The sequence below is a fragment of the Candidatus Poribacteria bacterium genome, assembly GCA_021295755.1.
Lineage (GTDB): Bacteria > Poribacteria > WGA-4E > WGA-4E > PCPOR2b > PCPOR2b.
The window spans coordinates 1,710-18,714 of sequence record JAGWBT010000081.1; the positions used below are offsets into that span (position 1 = coordinate 1,710).

Annotated in this window: 16 protein-coding genes; 5 read left to right on the forward strand and 11 right to left on the reverse strand. The window is 49.8% G+C overall.

The window, feature by feature from the left end:
* On the forward strand, positions 1-509 hold a 509-nt coding region (locus tag J4G02_12730), incomplete at its 5' end, for a transposase (GenBank protein ID MCE2395443.1).
* A 207-nt stretch (positions 510-716) separates the two neighbouring features.
* Here J4G02_12730 and J4G02_12735 read toward each other — a convergent pair.
* The gene (locus tag J4G02_12735) at positions 717-1,700 is read right to left on the reverse strand and encodes a zinc-binding alcohol dehydrogenase (protein ID MCE2395444.1); all 984 of its coding nucleotides are present in this window, start codon (positions 1,698-1,700) and stop codon (positions 717-719) included.
* A 243-nt stretch (positions 1,701-1,943) separates the two neighbouring features.
* Between J4G02_12735 and J4G02_12740 the strand changes: the two genes are divergently transcribed.
* Positions 1,944-2,540: a hypothetical protein gene (locus J4G02_12740; protein ID MCE2395445.1), complete on the forward strand. Its 597-nt coding sequence runs from the start codon at positions 1,944-1,946 to the stop codon at positions 2,538-2,540.
* Here J4G02_12740 and J4G02_12745 read toward each other — a convergent pair.
* Complete coding sequence (locus J4G02_12745) at positions 2,531-3,283, reverse strand: nicotinate-nicotinamide nucleotide adenylyltransferase (protein MCE2395446.1); 753 nt, start codon at positions 3,281-3,283, stop codon at positions 2,531-2,533. The genes J4G02_12740 and J4G02_12745 overlap by 10 nt on opposite strands.
* Positions 3,284-3,481: 198 nt before the next feature.
* Here J4G02_12745 and J4G02_12750 point away from each other — a divergent pair, with 198 nt between their 5' ends.
* The 3 genes from J4G02_12750 to J4G02_12760 are packed head-to-tail and all read left to right on the forward strand — an operon-like array spanning position 3,482 to position 8,497.
* Positions 3,482-4,954 (forward strand): VCBS repeat-containing protein, encoded by a 1,473-nt coding sequence (locus J4G02_12750; GenBank protein MCE2395447.1) that lies wholly within the window; start codon positions 3,482-3,484, stop codon positions 4,952-4,954.
* Positions 4,894-6,816, forward strand: a complete 1,923-nt coding sequence (locus J4G02_12755) for a tetratricopeptide repeat protein (protein MCE2395448.1) — start codon at positions 4,894-4,896, stop codon at positions 6,814-6,816. Before J4G02_12750 ends, J4G02_12755 begins: the two co-directional genes overlap by 61 nt.
* Before the next feature lie 16 nt (positions 6,817-6,832).
* Positions 6,833-8,497, forward strand: coding sequence for a CRTAC1 family protein (locus J4G02_12760; protein MCE2395449.1), 1,665 nt, complete (start codon positions 6,833-6,835; stop codon positions 8,495-8,497).
* A 233-nt stretch (positions 8,498-8,730) separates the two neighbouring features.
* Here J4G02_12760 and J4G02_12765 read toward each other — a convergent pair whose 3' ends face one another.
* The 9 genes from J4G02_12765 to murQ form a co-directional block, all read right to left on the reverse strand.
* Entirely contained in the window at positions 8,731-9,525 is a 795-nt protein-coding gene (locus J4G02_12765; GenBank protein MCE2395450.1) for an Ldh family oxidoreductase, read from the reverse strand.
* Positions 9,495-9,824 (reverse strand): Ldh family oxidoreductase, encoded by a 330-nt coding sequence (locus J4G02_12770; GenBank protein MCE2395451.1) that lies wholly within the window; start codon positions 9,822-9,824, stop codon positions 9,495-9,497. The genes J4G02_12765 and J4G02_12770 overlap by 31 nt, the downstream gene beginning before the upstream one ends.
* A 78-nt stretch (positions 9,825-9,902) precedes the next feature.
* Positions 9,903-11,003 carry a transposase gene (locus J4G02_12775; protein ID MCE2395452.1) on the reverse strand — a complete coding sequence of 367 codons (1,101 nt, stop codon included), beginning with the start codon at positions 11,001-11,003 and terminating at the stop codon, positions 9,903-9,905.
* A 390-nt stretch (positions 11,004-11,393) separates the two neighbouring features.
* Positions 11,394-11,867, reverse strand: coding sequence for an NUDIX hydrolase (locus J4G02_12780; protein MCE2395453.1), 474 nt, complete (start codon positions 11,865-11,867; stop codon positions 11,394-11,396).
* Positions 11,868-11,920: 53 nt separating this feature from the next.
* Positions 11,921-13,126, reverse strand: a complete 1,206-nt coding sequence (locus J4G02_12785; protein ID MCE2395454.1) for a Gfo/Idh/MocA family oxidoreductase — start codon at positions 13,124-13,126, stop codon at positions 11,921-11,923.
* 50 nt (positions 13,127-13,176) lie between these two features.
* Complete coding sequence (locus tag J4G02_12790; protein ID MCE2395455.1) at positions 13,177-14,073, reverse strand: DMT family transporter; 897 nt, start codon at positions 14,071-14,073, stop codon at positions 13,177-13,179.
* A 147-nt stretch (positions 14,074-14,220) separates the two neighbouring features.
* Complete coding sequence (locus J4G02_12795) at positions 14,221-15,021, reverse strand: phytanoyl-CoA dioxygenase family protein (GenBank protein ID MCE2395456.1); 801 nt, start codon at positions 15,019-15,021, stop codon at positions 14,221-14,223.
* A gap of 181 nt (positions 15,022-15,202) precedes the next feature.
* Positions 15,203-15,967 carry a sugar phosphate isomerase/epimerase gene (locus J4G02_12800; GenBank protein ID MCE2395457.1) on the reverse strand — a complete coding sequence of 255 codons (765 nt, stop codon included), beginning with the start codon at positions 15,965-15,967 and terminating at the stop codon, positions 15,203-15,205.
* Between the two features lie 33 nt (positions 15,968-16,000).
* Positions 16,001-16,909: an N-acetylmuramic acid 6-phosphate etherase gene (murQ, locus tag J4G02_12805; protein MCE2395458.1), complete on the reverse strand. Its 909-nt coding sequence runs from the start codon at positions 16,907-16,909 to the stop codon at positions 16,001-16,003.
* Positions 16,910-17,005: the final 96 nt, after the last annotated feature.

Consider the following 17,005-nt stretch of genomic DNA (forward strand, 5'->3'; position numbering starts at 1 on the left):
ATGCTATCAAACGTGCCAACCGAGCGCATTCACGGACTCAGAAGAAATCAAAGAATCGTCAAAGAGCAAGGCTTGACTTGGCACGCAAGCACCGCAAGATTGAACGGCAACGAGCGGACTTCCATTGGAAACTTGCACACCAACTGACTGACGAATACGACGAGATACGGCTCGAAGATTTGAACCTTAAAGGCATCAAACGCCTTTGGGGGCGCAAAGTCAGTGATTTAGGCTTTGCCGATTTTGTCAAAAAGTTGATGTATATTGCACAAAAGAAGGGTGTTAAAATCAGGTTCATTGATAAATGGTATCCTTCGAGTAAAACCTGTTCGGCTTGTGGTGCTATTAATCAAGCGTTGAACTTGCGTGATAGAAACTGGCGTTGTAACGATTGTGGCACGACACATGACCGAGACCGCAACGCTGCAATTAACATCTTTCGGGTTGGGGCATCAACCCGCGAAGGAGAGGATATAAGAGGCGGTTCGCCGTCCAATCCTTGTCGATAGCGCAATTCGATTCCTAAAGAATCCAAATCCTTTAGGTTTTGGAGTATGTCAAAAAGAAATAAACCGTCAATTGGTTACATCAACCGCATAAGCTACGTCGTACATAACGGGTAAAGACCAAATCTTACCCATTACGTATTATTTTCTCCGTGTCGCTCGATGAGATCAGGGGGCAAAACAATCTGCGTTCAAGAAGTCTATAACTACCTACCAAGTCAACACAGCCCCCAACGATTTGTCACGTTCATCGCGCAGCAGCCGGTAAGCTTCACCCGCTTCTGTATATGGCAGTCGGTGTGTGATTAAACGATTCACATTGATTCCGCCACGCTCAATCATCTTCAAAATCTGCCGTCGGTTATATTGCTGTGTCCAAGGAAACGCAGGCGTCGCAACCGTCGGGCATTTCGGCTGATGACACCCAACTAAGGTGAGTTCCTTCAGATGAAAGTCCATAAAATCCACCTCGACCTTTCGGTGCCAGATCGATCCCAACGCCATGATGCGCCCGCCAATCCGCGCCATGTCAAATGCAATAGGAAGCAGCTCCGGGTAGCCAGAAGCCTCGATAGTCACATCCAGTCCGCGTCCTTCAGTGATGTTAGCGACTTCCGAACGGAGATCACAGCGGTTCGGATTCAGTAGGTGCGTCGCTCCTGAAACTTTTGCCACATCTAACCGCGCATCACTTAAATCAATCGCAAAGAGTAACTCAGCACCTGTTTGCGCCGCAAGCTGCAGCGCTAACTGACCGACAAGTCCCATCCCCGTAATGCAGGCGAACTCACCCAGCTCAATCCGAGCCTTTCTGACACCGTGCATCGCAACACTGCCAAGCACACCGAAAGTACCCTCATCGAAGGACACGCTATCCGGCAGCTTCGCCAGCGACTGTGGTGCAGCAGACACAGTAACATGACTTGCGTGGTGTCCTAGCGACAATACACGGTCCCCGATTTCGTACCCCTCCACCGCTTCACCAATTTCGACAATTCGGCCGGTGTTTGAATAACCGGGGGTAAAATCGTCGGTCCGTCCCTGCTCTTGCGTGCCGAGTTCCGTGCCCGCGCTAATCAGCGTACACACTGTCTCAACAAGTACCTCACCCCGTCCCGGCGACCGAATCTCAGTCACCTTCGTTCCTACGCTATTGTCCGGTCTTACAACAACCTGTGTACCTGTTTGTGCCATTGTATTCCTCCATGCAAATGTAATGCCAAGTTAAAAAACACGTCAATTCTACAATGCTCCTACTTCTATGTGCACGACAGTAGATTAAACCTGAAAAAAATTGCTGATACGCTTTTTGTATCAAGATTAGCAATCTTGCCGTTCTTAAAGAGGGTTAAAATAATGCTTCGCCACACCCACGGTGAAGAACACGTTTTTTCTTCAATAAGACACGATAATTTCTAACAGAAAAGAGGTAACATCATGCTATACCTGAACTCAGTTGAAAATGCCGCAGCCACCAAAACGGTTAAAAAATACGCAATCTGTTATGAAAAAATTCCCGCCATGCAAAATATTACCGAATTGGCACCATCAAAGGAGTTGCTTACGCAGTGGGGATCCAGAGAAATTGGTTGGGAAGAATTTCGTAAAAACTTCATGGCTGAAATGAGAGCAGAATATCGCAAGCAGAAGAGTCGCTTGAAAAACCTGATGCAATATAGCCTAGCAACCGACATCACCCTCCATTCACCAGAACCGAGTGGAGAACAGACCTATCGCGCCATCTTGGAAGAGCTGATTAACGAGATATGGCAAGGAGAAGGACGGACAGATCGCGTCATCAATCTCGTAGGAGGGTCAGTTGAGGCGTTCTATCTGACCGCGGCAAATCACGAGCAGATGAAACAGATTGCCACGAAATGCGAGTTTTTTTCACCAGCACAGTTAGGGAGTCGGCCCCGGACATGTCAGCACTGTAGCCATCTAGATCAACAAGTTTACGCCTGTCCAAGGACCAACCGGGTCGTCATTCATTACGAGTGGACAACCCCGGTCCCAATCAGTGTTCAAGCCTGATAAGCCTGAACTGCCTTGAGGAATCCCTGCACTTCCGATGGCACAAGGTGATCCACCGAATTTCCCGCCTGAATCTGCGCTCGGATATCCGTCGAAGAAATCTCCGCATAAAAATCTGGCAACTCGATCAGATCAATCCCGCTCGCGTAACGACGGTAGTCCGGCGATTCCATCACCTGTCTCACAGCATCCGCGTCATAGTTGTGGCGGTTTGCAACGATGAAGCGACATTGATCAAAAAGGGCTTCCAATGCAACGTGCAAATTGGTATAATATTTTGGGTCGAACAGGCGAATGAACGTATCATAGCCAACAATGAATGAGAAGTGTGTACCGGAGGGATACGCAGGCCTTAACGCTTCGATCTTCTCAATAAATTTGCCGTGGCTGCAAGCCGCAACAGAAAAATCCTCCCGATTCGCTGTGTACGCCTTGAGCATCAATAGCCGATCTGCAAGCGAAAGACCGAACACACCCTTATCAACATTTGCCCTCGCCAAAATTAGCAGAATCTCGTCCAGATCGTATCTTTTTTGTGCCGCTTCAATCATTCTGATATGGGCGACGGTGAGCGGGTTGAAAGATCCGGAAAAGATACCAAGTCTCCCACCACCCGCTTTTATATGTCGAGCAGCACGATAAACCCAACGAATCTGAGGGGCACCGTTGGGATCTAACTGATCAACAAGCGCTTCCAGATGACGATTTTCATCGGAATATTTGAACGTTTGATTGTTTCTCAAAATTAAACGCCTCCGTAGGCAGACCTTGGTGGCAAACCGAGAGTCACAGTTCATCACGCTTTTAGGGTAGCATCACCAATGCCAATTATCAAGCGAAATTTTAGCAACACAGCGTACTATACTACCAGCTTGAATTCGAGAACTCAAGCCGAAAAACAATCGTCTACCAAAACATCCCCAAGGTGGTTCCACCGCGTTGTGTCGGGTTTGCTCGTTGTCGTCACAACCTTTGTCATAACGGGTTACGTTTCCGTCGAGGCTGACACATCAACAACCAGCCATCAAAGAATGCTCACCCTTCTCAAGCAGATCGCTGATCAAACTGCCGAAAAGAATAATTACATAGGCGAGGGAATGGCGCGCCAGCTGCGTAGACATCTCGCCAACTTACCCGTCGATGCTTCAGATCTAAACCGATGGCGTCTCCATACAGAACTCGGTGAGGCAGAACTTCGGCTCGGTAATGAAGAGGCGGCAATAGATCAGCTCACACAAGCAGGAAAACTGCTGCCCCGATTAAGGGGACAACTCTCCCCGTTGATGGCGAATCAAACCCTCTTTCGCCTCGGCGTCGCATATATGCGAAAGGGCGAAACACAGAATTGCTGCCCCAGCGAAATCGGAACTGCGAGCAACCCTGACAGCTGCATTCTGCCGTTACGAGATGGCGGGATTCATACCCAACAAGAGGGTTCACTACAGGCAATAACCTACCTCACCGAAGTGCTGCGAAACACAACGGTCGAATTGTCGCTCCATCTAGAGGCGAGATGGCTGCTCAACATCGCATACATGACTATCGGTGCTTACCCAGAACAGGTTCCCAAGCCATACCTGCTGCCCCCAGAGGCGTTCCAATCTGCAGAGGAACTCCCGCGTTTCACCAATATCGCTCCCCATTTGGGGCTTGATACATTCGATCTATCTGGCGGCGCAATCATGGATGACTTTGACAACGACAATTATCTGGATCTCGTCGTTTCGACGTGGGACCCTACTGGACAACTCCGATTTTTCCGAAACAATCAAAATGGGACATTCTCAGAGCAAACAGAACAAGCGGGCTTGCTAGGTCTGTACGGTGGACTAAACCTTCTTCAAGCAGATTACGATAATGATGACGACATTGATCTCTTTGTATTGCGGGGCGCTTGGCTCGAGACAGCGGGCCAACACCCAAACTCCCTGTTACGTAACAATGGCGACAGCACGTTCACCGATGTAACCTTCGACGCAGGTTTAGGCGAGGTGCACTATCCCACTCAGACAGCATCTTGGGGCGACTACGATAACGACGGAAATCTCGATTTGTATATTGGAAACGAGTCAACCGAGGCATTCAACGCCCCCTGTCAGCTATTCCGCAACAACGGCGATGGCACATTCTCCGATGTAGCTGCGGAAGCCGGTGTGCAAAACTACGGTTTTACCAAGTCAGTGATCTGGGGCGATTACAATGCAGATCGTTTCCTCGACCTATATGTGTCTAATTTCAAAGGTGTCAACCGTCTCTTTCGCAATAACGGGGACGGCACTTTCACCGATGTCCGATACGCAGCTTTCCCGCTTGGTTTTGGGACTTTGACAACGATGGGACATTGGATCTGTATGTGTCCGCTTATTCCGCTGGCATTTCGCATCTCGCAGCAAACGCCCTCGGCATCTCCCTAGGCACCCCACCTGCTGCGATAGGAACAGAATCAAGAATGACATATCATAACCGTCCCGATCTAAGTGAGGACGGATTACCACGTCTGTATCGCGGGACTGGGCAAGGTAGTTTCGAGGAGGTTGCACGACAACACAATCTAGTCCAACCCAATGCGCCAATGGGATCAAACTTCGGTGACCTCGATAATGACGGCTATCTCGATTTTTATCTCGGCACCGGATATCCAGATTATAAAAATCTCATGCCAAGTGTCATGTATCGCAATCGGCGTGGCATAGATTTTGTCGACGTAACCTACGCCGGAGGATTTGGGCATCTACAGAAGGGACACGCCGTCGTCTTCGCAGACCTTGATAACGATGGCGATCAAGACATCTTCGAGCAGATGGGCGGTGCCTTTCCCGGCGATGGGTATAGTAACGTCCTGTATGAAAACCCCGGCTTCAGGAACCATTTTCTCGCGATCAAGCTGGTCGGTGTGGATTCCAACCGGTCAGCAGTCGGGGCGCGCATCCACACCGAGATCATCGAAAACGGGGAGCGACGTTCGATTTATAAGTATGTCAACAGTGGGGGCAGCTTCGGTGCCAATCCACTCCGACAAACAATCGGCTTAGGGCAGGCAAAAAAAATCGTGAGGCTCGAAATCTTCTGGCACACTACTGGATTTACGCAAACGTTCCATAACGTACCCCTCGATCGGTTCATTCAGATTACCGAGGGTGAACCACAATACACAACTGTTGAACTCAGAAAATTGAAATTGGGGTCAAGCGCTCAGCTAGGGGACAAGGGATCGGAAGTTTCTCAGAGTGATCGCAAGGTTCATTCCACACAGGCATTGCAGCCTGCGCCCGAAGGTAACGAGCCCTCTGCTTTCGTGGAATACTACAATCGCGGGCTAGACCTAAGTAAAAACGAGGATTATCTACTTGCTGTGGAATCACTCAAAAAAGCCGTTCAAATCGACCCCAACCGCGAGCAAGCGCACCGTCTCCTAGGACGCATCTACCTGCTCTACCTTGCCAAAACCAGAGAGGCAATCGAATCTCTCCAAACCGCAATCAAGCTAGATCCCAAAAATCCCACTTCACACCAGATGCTCGGCGTTGCCTACTTCAGACGAAACCAGTATCCAGAGGCGATTCAGGCGTTGCGCCGAGCTGTCGAACTGAATCCTAAAGTTACCCCAGATTACCCGTACCACCCATACTATGACCTCGGCATGGTCTATCTGAAACAGGGCAAATTTGATGATGCGATTATCTGTTTTGAACGGGTTATTGACCTGGACCCAAATCAGATCCGGGCGTACTACAGTCTGGGAAACACATATATCAGACAAGGGAGCGTCCAGAAAGGTGCCGAACTGATTAGAAAGTACCAAAACCTCAAGCCTTATATGAATCTTGTTTCGCAGCTTGAAATCGCCCTTCAGCAAAGTCCAGACAACCCTGAGCGCTGGCAGCAGCTTGGGCGCGTTCACGTACAATACGGCAGATTTGAGAGAGCCATTACACCTTTAGAGCAATCCATCAAACTTAGTCCCAACAGCTGGGAAACCTACAATATACTCGCGGTATGCTATATGAGACTCAACCAGCTAGACAAAATGCAGCGTGTTTGCGAAACCGCTGTCCGCCTCGCGCCCAATGAACCAAAGACACATAATAGTCTTGGGATGAGTTACTTTCTACAGAGAAGGTATTCCGACGCAACACAGTCATTCACCACTGCTATTCGGTTCGATCCACACAACCCGGAATTCCACGAAAATCTCGGTGAAACATATAAACGGCTTGGCGAATCAGAAAAAGCGGTTCGGGCATTCAGAATAGCCCGGCAACTCCGAGCCAAATAGAATAACGGATGGTTGAATGGAACGAAAGCTAAAACATTGGTCGCTCTTGATACTCAATCTTTTCCTCCCGCTCTGCCACGCACAAACTGCGGTTCAGTTCCTTGATGTAACTGCAGAGGCAGGAATTGCGTTCAAGCACGTCAATGGTGCCAGTGACCGCAAGCTCTATCTGGAAACAATGGGATCAGGCGCAGCTTTTCTCGATTATGATAATGACGGCGATTTAGACCTTTACATCGTCAACGGCGCACCGCTGCCCGGCTTTGAGACAGCTTCCCCACCGGTGAACACCCTCTATCGGAACAACGGAGACGGCACGTTCACCGATGTGACCACGGCAGCCAGTGGGGGAGACGCCGGCTACGGTATGGGCTGTGTTGCCGCAGATTACGACAACGACGGCGACTCAGATTTGTACGTAACCAATTTCGGCGAAAATCTCCTGTATCAGAACAACGGGGATGGAACGTTCACCGATGCGACCGCTCACGCGGGTGTGGGAAACGGGCAAAGATGGAGTTCAAGTTGTGCATTCGTGGATTACGACCATGATGGCAACCTAGACCTCTACGTCGTCAACTACCTCGATTATGATATAGCAAAAGATCGGAATTGGTATGATTCCCGCGGACGGCGAATTTATTCCAATCCACAGGTCTACGCGGGCATCTCAGACACCCTTTACAGAAACAACGGCAACGGCACATTTACCGATGTAACGAAGCAAGCAGGCGTTTATAACGACGATGGCAAAGGACTCGGTGTCACCTGTGGGGATTACGACAACGATGGGCGTATCGATATCTATGTCGCCAACGACACAACACCCAATTTTCTCTACCGCAATGTCGGGGACGGACGTTTTGTGGATATCGCTCCCTTTGCAGGCGCAGCGTATAACGAGCACGGCGTCGCGGAAGGTGGGATGGGAGTCGATTTCGGCGACTACAACAACGATGGCACGCTGGACATTTTCGCCACTAACTTCTCCAACGAGACAAATACACTGTACCATAACACCGCAGACGGTGCCCTAATCGACTTCACAAACATCGCGGGTCTAGGGGAAGTCAGTTTCCTAAAATTGGCTTTCGGAACAAAGTTCTTCGATGCAAACAACGATGGAGCATTAGATCTCTTTGTCGCCAACGGTCATCTCTATCCAACGGAATCTGACGCGCTCGAATACGCACAAACCGACCAGCTTTTCATCAACACCGGGGAGGGCACTTTTGCGGATGCCTCCGAGCAGTCCGGCGAGTATTTCTCAACTAAAAGGGTGGGGCGTGGCGCCGCCTTTGGCGATTACGATAACGATGGCGACACTGACATTTTTGTCGTAAATCTGAATCAGGAAGGGGTGCTACTCCGCAACGAAGGCGGAAACAAATATAACTGGTTGATGATAAAAACCGTTGGCGGCAAAAGCAATCGTGATGGGATAGGCACACGCGTCGAAGTTGTAACCCGTTCCCATGCCCAGATGAAAGAGGTACAAGCGGGATCAAGCTATCTCTCCGGACACGACCTGCGGCTCCTCTTTGGACTAGGGACGGAAACAAAAGCGGAAGCGGTAAAAATCACCTGGCCCAGCGGTACAGAGCAAATACTCAAGGACGTTGAAGCGAATCAACTCCTAATCATCACCGAAGAAGTTGGTGTGCAGTCCCAGACGAAGTGACTAGGTTCTGTTGACATTTATGTGAGGCGTGCCCGTCATTCACCAACAAATGCCTTATCGTAGGAGCGAGGTTCGCTCGCCCAACGGGTTGGAAAACCCGACTCCAACAGTTTTGTGTCGAGATATGAATCTCGACCTACATCCCAATCTATCAGGGCTGAGACCAATACCCGTAGGTTGGACTTCCGAGCCCAACTACATCAATGAACCCATGAACAAGTTGTTTTCACGTTTTACGTCTTCCAAGGCACAAGCACTCCAAGCTCATCTGCCAACTCTTCAAGGCTTACTACTTGAGACCTGTGGAGCGGAATACCGTTTGCACGACGTTCTTGGGTGAGTTCCCATTCAATTTCACCGGGAAGCGTTACCCGATCAAATCCCACCCGCGGTTCCGCTTTACGGGTCGTGCGGATCTGTTCGTCCATTTCTTCCTTAAATTGATCCACCGAGGTCAAATTCGCAATGTTGATAGCAAAGAAAAAGTGAGCGGTCGCAATTTTTTCAGGTGGTGCATTCCGTGGATTGTACGCTTTATTGATTCCCATCAGTCCGCCACCCAACGGCCCACACAGTACATCCATGATAATCGCGAGTGCAGAGCCTTTCGGACCAGCAGCGGGTAGGATCGCGGCCACCTTTGATGGATCATCGGTCTCCTCCCCATTCTCGTCCAGTCCCCAGCCCAAAGGAATCTTCTGATTATACATCCGTGCGGTCCCAATTCTGCCAGCAGCCGCAGCGCCACACGCCATATCCAACACAATCGGCGGTTCTTCGCCAGCGGGAATGGCAAAAGCGAGCGCGTTGTTACCGATTGAGTTGGTCCTCGCACCAAAGACCGCCACGTTCACACCGCCTCCATTGGTGGTTGCAAAGCCAATCATGTCATGTTCAAGTGCACGCATCGCATGACTAGAGGCAGCACCGAAGTGTTGGCTGTTGCGCACAACCACAATGCCGATCGAAGTTGCCTTCGCTTTTTCGATGGCGAGGTTCATCCCGTGGATAGCAACAAGGTGCCCCAAGCCACGATCGGCATCGAGTAGGGCAGACGCTCTGGATTCGGGTTGGTGCCACCGTTTATCATCCCCCGCACATAACCCGGCACACCGCGTGTGGCGTGTGAAGGAACGCCTCGCAGATCCATTAAAACCTGCATCTGAGCGATGGTGTCGGCGTACTCTCGTGCGACACCCGCTTTTTGGTACAGTTGACTACAGACCTGTTGGAGCTGGTCTGCATTGACGATTGTTTCCTGTTCGCGTTGATTGACTGCTCCCAATGTTGAAACATTGGGATTCTTAACAGACTTATTGGTAGACATTAGAATCTCCATGCTATTTTCTTGCTTCGACGAGACGTGCCCCGACAACCGAGGTCTTACCGTCTCTCCACAAGCGTTTTACGTCTCCATGTGTCCCATGGCGACGTTTCTCAGGTTTATCGCAGCGTTTAGGTCTCTATCTTGTGTATGACCACAGACACTGCAATGGTATGTTCTATCCGACAAGGACAAGTCACTATCTTTCGCCCCACATGCCGAGCAAGTCTTACTAGACGGGTAGAATGTATCGGCTTCTGCAATATTGACACCTATCCGTTCTGCCTTGTATTTGAGCATAGACAGGAAACTCGACAACGAGGCATCCGACAACGCCTTTGCAAGCCTATGATTCTTAAGCATACCTGCAACATTTAGCGACTCAATCCCAATGCGGCTTGCGTTATTGACGATAGCCGTTGTTGCCTGGTGTTGGACATCTTGTCGAATGCAGGTGATACGGTAGTGTAGCTTGGCAAGTTTCGCTTTCGTCGTATACCAATTCCGACTGCCTTTTTTCCGACGGCTTAACTGACGTTGCAGCCATTTTAGCTTGCGCTCGTAACGCTTTAAGGCTTTGGGGTTTTCGTGATATACACCTTCGGATGTGACAGCTAAGTGATTGATACCTACGTCTACACCTACGACAGGATTTTGTCGAATCTCAGGAATCGAATCATCAGTAAAAGTATCCACAGTAATAGAAGCGAACCAACGGTTAGCAGTTTTTGAGATTACCACTTTGACGATAGTGCCGAGGTGTCGAAGTTTTTGGAACATGCGAACCCAACCTATCTTGGGTAGTTTTATACGCCGTCCTTCGATAATAGTTGTGCCTCGACCTGCATCCGCTTGGAAACTCTGACCACAAGAACGCTTCTTGAACTTGGGAAACCGACTCTCACCTGACTTCCACTTTTTAACGGCATTCTGAAAGTTAAAGTAAATCGCATTATGAGCAGCACGCTGATTAAGGGGTTTACACCAATCGTATTGCTCATGTTTGACCGAATTGAATCGCTTGTTTAACTCTATATGACTACGCCACTCACCATTGTTTAACCCAGCCTTGAAATCAGCACGCACATGATTATACGCAACACGAGCATAACCACAATGTTGAGCGAATTGTGTCGCTTGGACGTTGTTTGGATCTAAAGCGATTTTGTGTGTTTTTAACATGGGATTGTCTTTCCGTCTTTCGCTTCCTATAGTGTAGGTGTGGGAAACACCGCCAAGCGACGGTGCGCTATTCCCGCACCGAAAGACAAACCAAGTATACCATTTTGGCTCATGTTAAGAAAGCGTGCAACAAAAACTTCGTAGGGGTCGGGTCACCCGACCCGCACTAGCAAATAAGGACGGGAGACCCCGCCCCTACAATTTATTTTCGTGCTTTGCACTTTCTTTTTACATGAGCCACCATTTTTTGATTAGAATTGCAAGCAAAATTACGCCATCTGACCCAACGCTAAAGCATTGGGATTGTTTCCAGTATCTTTAATCTCCTCCCCGATAAGATCCCCGATAAATCGGGAGATTCAAAGCAACATGCGTGAAACGTAAAAATGTTCAAGGACGAATGTAAAGGTTGTACGGTCGATTAAGCCCATCTGGGTCGCCCTGATCCAACAGCATATTTGGCGTCTTGTCCAAAACACACCGAGCCACCCACTTATTGAGCGCAGGAATTTCGTCTGGTGAAAACGCTTCGATCTCGGCAAGGCTAAAGTATCCAGCGTCCTCAACCTCGCGTCCATCGGGAATGGGATCGTCCGATGAAAGCGGCGTCAATCTAAAAATAAGGTAGGTCGAGTTATCACCTTCTTTTACGCGGTGGCGTACCCCAATCAAGCCATCAACCGCTGCGCGGATGTGGGTTTCTTCGTAGATCTCTCGCACAACCCCATCATGGGCGCATTCCTCCGGTTTGACATATCCCCCCGGAATCTGCCACATCTTGGCACCATAGGCATGATGAACCAAGAGGAGCTGCCCATCACGCACAACCGCCCCGCCAACACCGAGCGTAACTTTCCATTCCATACACTCCTCTTCTCCCTGCTATCCCAGACTAGCCTCTGCTTTTCGGAGGGTATTCAGATCTCCCATCGTTCGTTGATCTCGTCCTGATATCCTGTCACCCTGTCATTATATACATCATCGAATTTCACAGCCTGACCAATCCATCCCGATTCATAAATGGCGTTGCAGACCGCTTGTGCCTTCAAACCATCAACCCCATCAAGCTCTGGTCTACGCCGTGTACGCACCGCATCCAGAAAATCGTAGACCTCAAGCATCACCCCTTCCGTAATGCCGTGCGGGAACAATCGCTCCTTCTCCTCCGGATTCAGATTCGCCATGTAAGTGCTTTGCAAGGTGTCTGGATCTTGAGTGCTTCCATCCCATAGCTGCAACTCAGGCGATTGTGGGTATCCACCGGTGCTGTAGATGGAACCGATGCTTCCGTGATAGCTGTTATAGCCGATACCGCGCCCCGGAGCTGCACCGGTGTTGACCCACTGACCGATGACGCCACTCTTAAATGTAATCGTTGCAAGCGCCGTGTCCTCGACGGTCTGCGGCACATAATTGCCGTCCGAATCTTTGAACTGGTATTGGCTCAGATTCTCCGATCGGGCGTAGATTTCTTCGGGCTCACCGTAAAAATAGATGAGAAGATCTATGTAGTGCACTCCACCATCAATGATCCCGTTACCACCGCTCGTGAGTTTGTCTTTCCGCCATGTCGTCATTTCATCGCGCAAAAGATTTCCGGGATCTTTGTTAGCCCCACTAACACCCTGTCGAAAAAACATACGAGGCTCGCCAATCCGCTTCTCCTTGTTGATTAGCCACTCAACCGTGCGTGAACTCACCCACCGCCGCACTTGCTCTGCGGTGGCAAGAATGCGATTGTTGGCTTCTGCACTCTTTATCATCTTCCAGCCCGCACGGACCGTTACTCCCAGCGGTTTCTCAACGATGACGTCAACTTCCGCCTCAAAGCAACGAATCGCAAGCGTGTGATGTAGGAAATGAGGTCCACAGATATCAGCGGCAGTCAACGTCTCCTGTGCTAGCATTTCATCAATGTCCTCATAGACCTTGGGTTCCACACCCCCTTGCACTTCGGCAGCTCTCGCAGCAAACCCCTTCGCTCGATCTATATCTACATCACACATCGCCACAAAATCAAAGATATCGATGCCGAGATTCTTTAGACCAATGTAGGCGTTCAGATGCGCTCCCGCCATACCCCCGCAACCAATGATCGCCAATCTGACCTTGTCCGTTTGCATACAGTCCTCCCGATTTGGAATTTCGCGCCCCTGTTTTTATGCTCTAATGCTCAATTTTTGTTGACAAGATAAATCCCATAAGCGACCAAGCAGGCACCGACAATCAACCCAAAGCCAATCTCATCGCCCAAGAGCAGATAGCTCAACAACACACCAAACAACGGTGTCAGAAAGAACAGAACGACTAGCCTGCTTGGACTGTACTTCTCAAGGATCGATGTCCAAGAGACAAAGCAAAACCCAGCAATGACGATGCCCTGATAGAAAATTGCGCTCACACCGGAAATTGAAAAGTGAAAGTTCGCACCCCTCTCTAAGAACAAACTCGAAATAACAAAACATGGGATGCTGAAAATCATTAACCAGAATAGTAGGCGATAGGGGTGGATGGATTGGATGATGAGTTTGGTGACTACCGTCCGAAGCCCTAACAGACAACCACTCAGCAAGACAATGAGGTCCCCACGCAGGTAATCGTGCGAGTCAAATTTTAGATTGCCCCCGAAAGTCAGTAGGACACCACCGAACGCAAGGGTAATCCCAACTGTTTTCCTGAATGAGAGCCGATCGCCCGGCACCCAGAAATGCGCGAACAACGCAGTAAAGAACGGGTATGTGCTGATAAAAACTGTTGAACGAGACGCCTCTGTGATCTGCGTTCCGAGATTCAGCGTGCTAATCTGCAGCGTGAAAATCAGCGACACAAAGAGTAGTGGGAGCAACTCGCCCGGATTCATTCGGAGTTGAACCCGCTGCTGTAATGACCACAGCGTAATCGCAGCAAAACCGAGGAGAAAACGCATCGTCGCAAGTGCAAACGGCGGAACATCCTGCAAGCCGATTTTAATCGAAACAGAATTCCCACCCCAGAGCAAGCCAAGCAACAATACCAACGCGATAATCTTGGCACTCGGTTGGTCGGCTGCGATTTTAGATTTTCGATCCATTTCTCCTCGCGCTTCTTGCTTCTACGTTCCACATTCTAAGCCACGCTTCAGGTTGGACACACCATGCAAAACGTAAGAAGATCAGAATCGCAGGAACGGTCCCAGCCTTCTCTTCCAACCCCTAGTCATCTATCACCTAAATTTTTCTCAATCATAGTTACTTGGTCGGTGGTCACCAAGCAGCCGGCGTTGCCGCGGCGTTGCATGCGCGAGAATCGCTTCGTCAAACTGAAACTTGTTGAGATAGGGAGGAAACTTCTGTGTAATCATCCGCTTCGCGTAATGCACCTGCAATAGATACCGGTCCTGATCGCTCGTATTCGCCGAACCACGGTGCCATACCTCGCTTCGGAAAACAACGACATCGCCGGCATTACACAAGATACTGTGATCCCCAACACCCTGATACTCAACATCGCCGTTTGGGCTGCGTCCCGCCCGATGGCTCCCCGGAATGAACTTTGTCGGTCCCAATTCTTCGTACAGGTCATCAAGATAAAAATGGGCGGTGGTGATAAAAATTGGAACCTTCACCCGCGGATCCGCCAACACCTCCGCCGGCAGGCTGATCGGCAGCCAATCGGTATGTAAGTTCTGATCAGGACGCCCGGGCCCCGTAGTCCACGCTGTCATTCCAATAACGTGGCAATCCTCACCGTGGATCGCTTCCCCCAATTCAATAATCTCCGGCTTATCAAGATATTGTAGAAAAACCACATCCCGATTGAAGGCATTATTGATGTGTTTATTGAGAAAACCGCCGTTCTCCGGGGTGTTGTACCTATCGAAACTTTCCGGTATCTGCGTCAACCGATCCATGGCATCTCGCAGTTCAGCAATTTCCTCCGCGTTAAGGACCCCAGGGAAATAGACAAAGCCATCTTCCTCCACAGCTTTGACTCGACCTTCTAAATCTGGATATGCAACAAGTGGTAACGCTTTAGCCATCTATCCATTCCTCCCAGCTAGAGTAGTAGACACGCTCAGCGTGCCGTAATCAGTGTGCTAACTTGCGTTAATATGAATAAAATCATAACCAACAATTGTTGCTGATTTTAGCGACTCCACAGCGGCATGTCAACATTTTTTTGGGGACACGGCACCAAAGTCCATCTCTTGAAATGCCCCCTTAATCCATGATCCCAATACTCTTGAGATAAGTCACAGACTGTTCCATTCGTGACTGTACCCCTGCCTCATCGATATCCTCACCCTCAATCCCTTCCAACTCCATCGCGCAGGGACCATAGAATCCAGCATCGTTCAAGATCTGAAACACACCTTTGAAATCAACCACACCCTCACCGAGCGCTGGAAAGTGCCACGTCCGATACCCACCGTTGGTATCTTTGAGGTGCACGGCACCGACATGCCCGATAATTTTCCTAAGCTCCTCGACGGCGGTAACGTCATGGTTGTAGAAATAGACGTTGCCGGTGTCGAAGTTAATACAGATATTCGGGTGGTCAACCCCCTGCATCGTCTCAAGCGCGACATCTGCGTTGTGCGCTAGATCGAGATGCGTTTCCAGACAAACCTTGATCCCCAGCGGTGCGGCACTTTCACCAATCTGTCTCAACCGTTCATAGATGATATTTCGATCATGGTCCCCGCCATGGGCGCTAGTAAAGATGACCTTCACGCCGATTTGGTCTGCAGCGTCCAAGCATACCTGAAAGTCCGAGACGACGTTTTCATCCTGAACATTGCAACCCGCAGCAACGCTAGTCGCTGTGAGTCCGTGGGACTTCAACTCCGCCAGCACGTTATCGACATCTCCCGGCGCAGGCGCAGCGATCTCAACGTTCGTCAACCCAATCTTCGCAAGATGCGCATACGCACCGTCGTGATATTGCCCATAGCTATTCAAATTACATGCGATGATATTTTGCATATTATGTCTCCTGATAAAAAATTCACACCCCGATCACGAGTCGTCCTCCAACACCCGTCGGAGAAAACCATCATTATCTTCCAATAATGCAACCGCTTCCTCTCGATTAATCCCTCTCACAAGCATGACAATCGCGGTTTTCGCACTGCTATCGGCGCGCTCCAATGCGGTTTGCGCCGTCTCATAATCCACCCCCGCAATCTCCATAATCATACGTGCCCCCCGATCAATCAGTTTTGCGTTTGATGCTTGAATATCAACCATTAAGTTGTTGTAGACTTTCCCGATCTGGATCATCGAAACAGTGGTGAGGGTGTTTAGTACCAATTTCGTCGCTGTCCCAGCTTTGAGTCGTGTTGAACCAGTGATAATCTCCGGCCCCACAACGGGCACAATAAAGACATCTACAAATGCCTTCAAGTTATCAGCGGGTGGGGTGCAGCACAGGAAAATCGTCTTGGCACCGATTCGATGGGCTTCCTTCAATGCGCCAAGCACATAAGGCGTGCGACCGCTAACAGCAATGCCGACCACTACATCCTGATCGGTTGCACCGTGATCGCGGAGAGCTTGTGCCCCGGCGTCAGGTTTATCTTCCGCAGCCTCAACAGAGCGACGCAACGCCCGGTCCCCACCGGCAATAATTCCCTGTACCATACTCGGCGGCGTGCTAAACGTCGGTGGACATTCGGAGGCATCAAGGACACCAAGTCTACCACTTGTCCCCGCACCGATATAAAAAAGCCGTCCACCTTGCCGAAATGCTTCTGTGATGAGTGCTATCCCCTGCGCAATCGAACCAGATTCGGCTTCGACAGCCGCAAGCGTTCTCCGATCTTCCTCATGAAAAATCTGCAACACCGCTTCGATCGATTTCAGGTCAATATCAGTCGAATTCGGGTTTCGTTGCTCTGTGATAAGTTTCGAGAGATCGTTTAACATCACATCCGCCTGTAAACATCTTTGACCTACTCCCAACCCTCAAGGATTGGGATTCTCGCATTGCTTTGAGAATATCCGTCTCCCGTATAGACACAC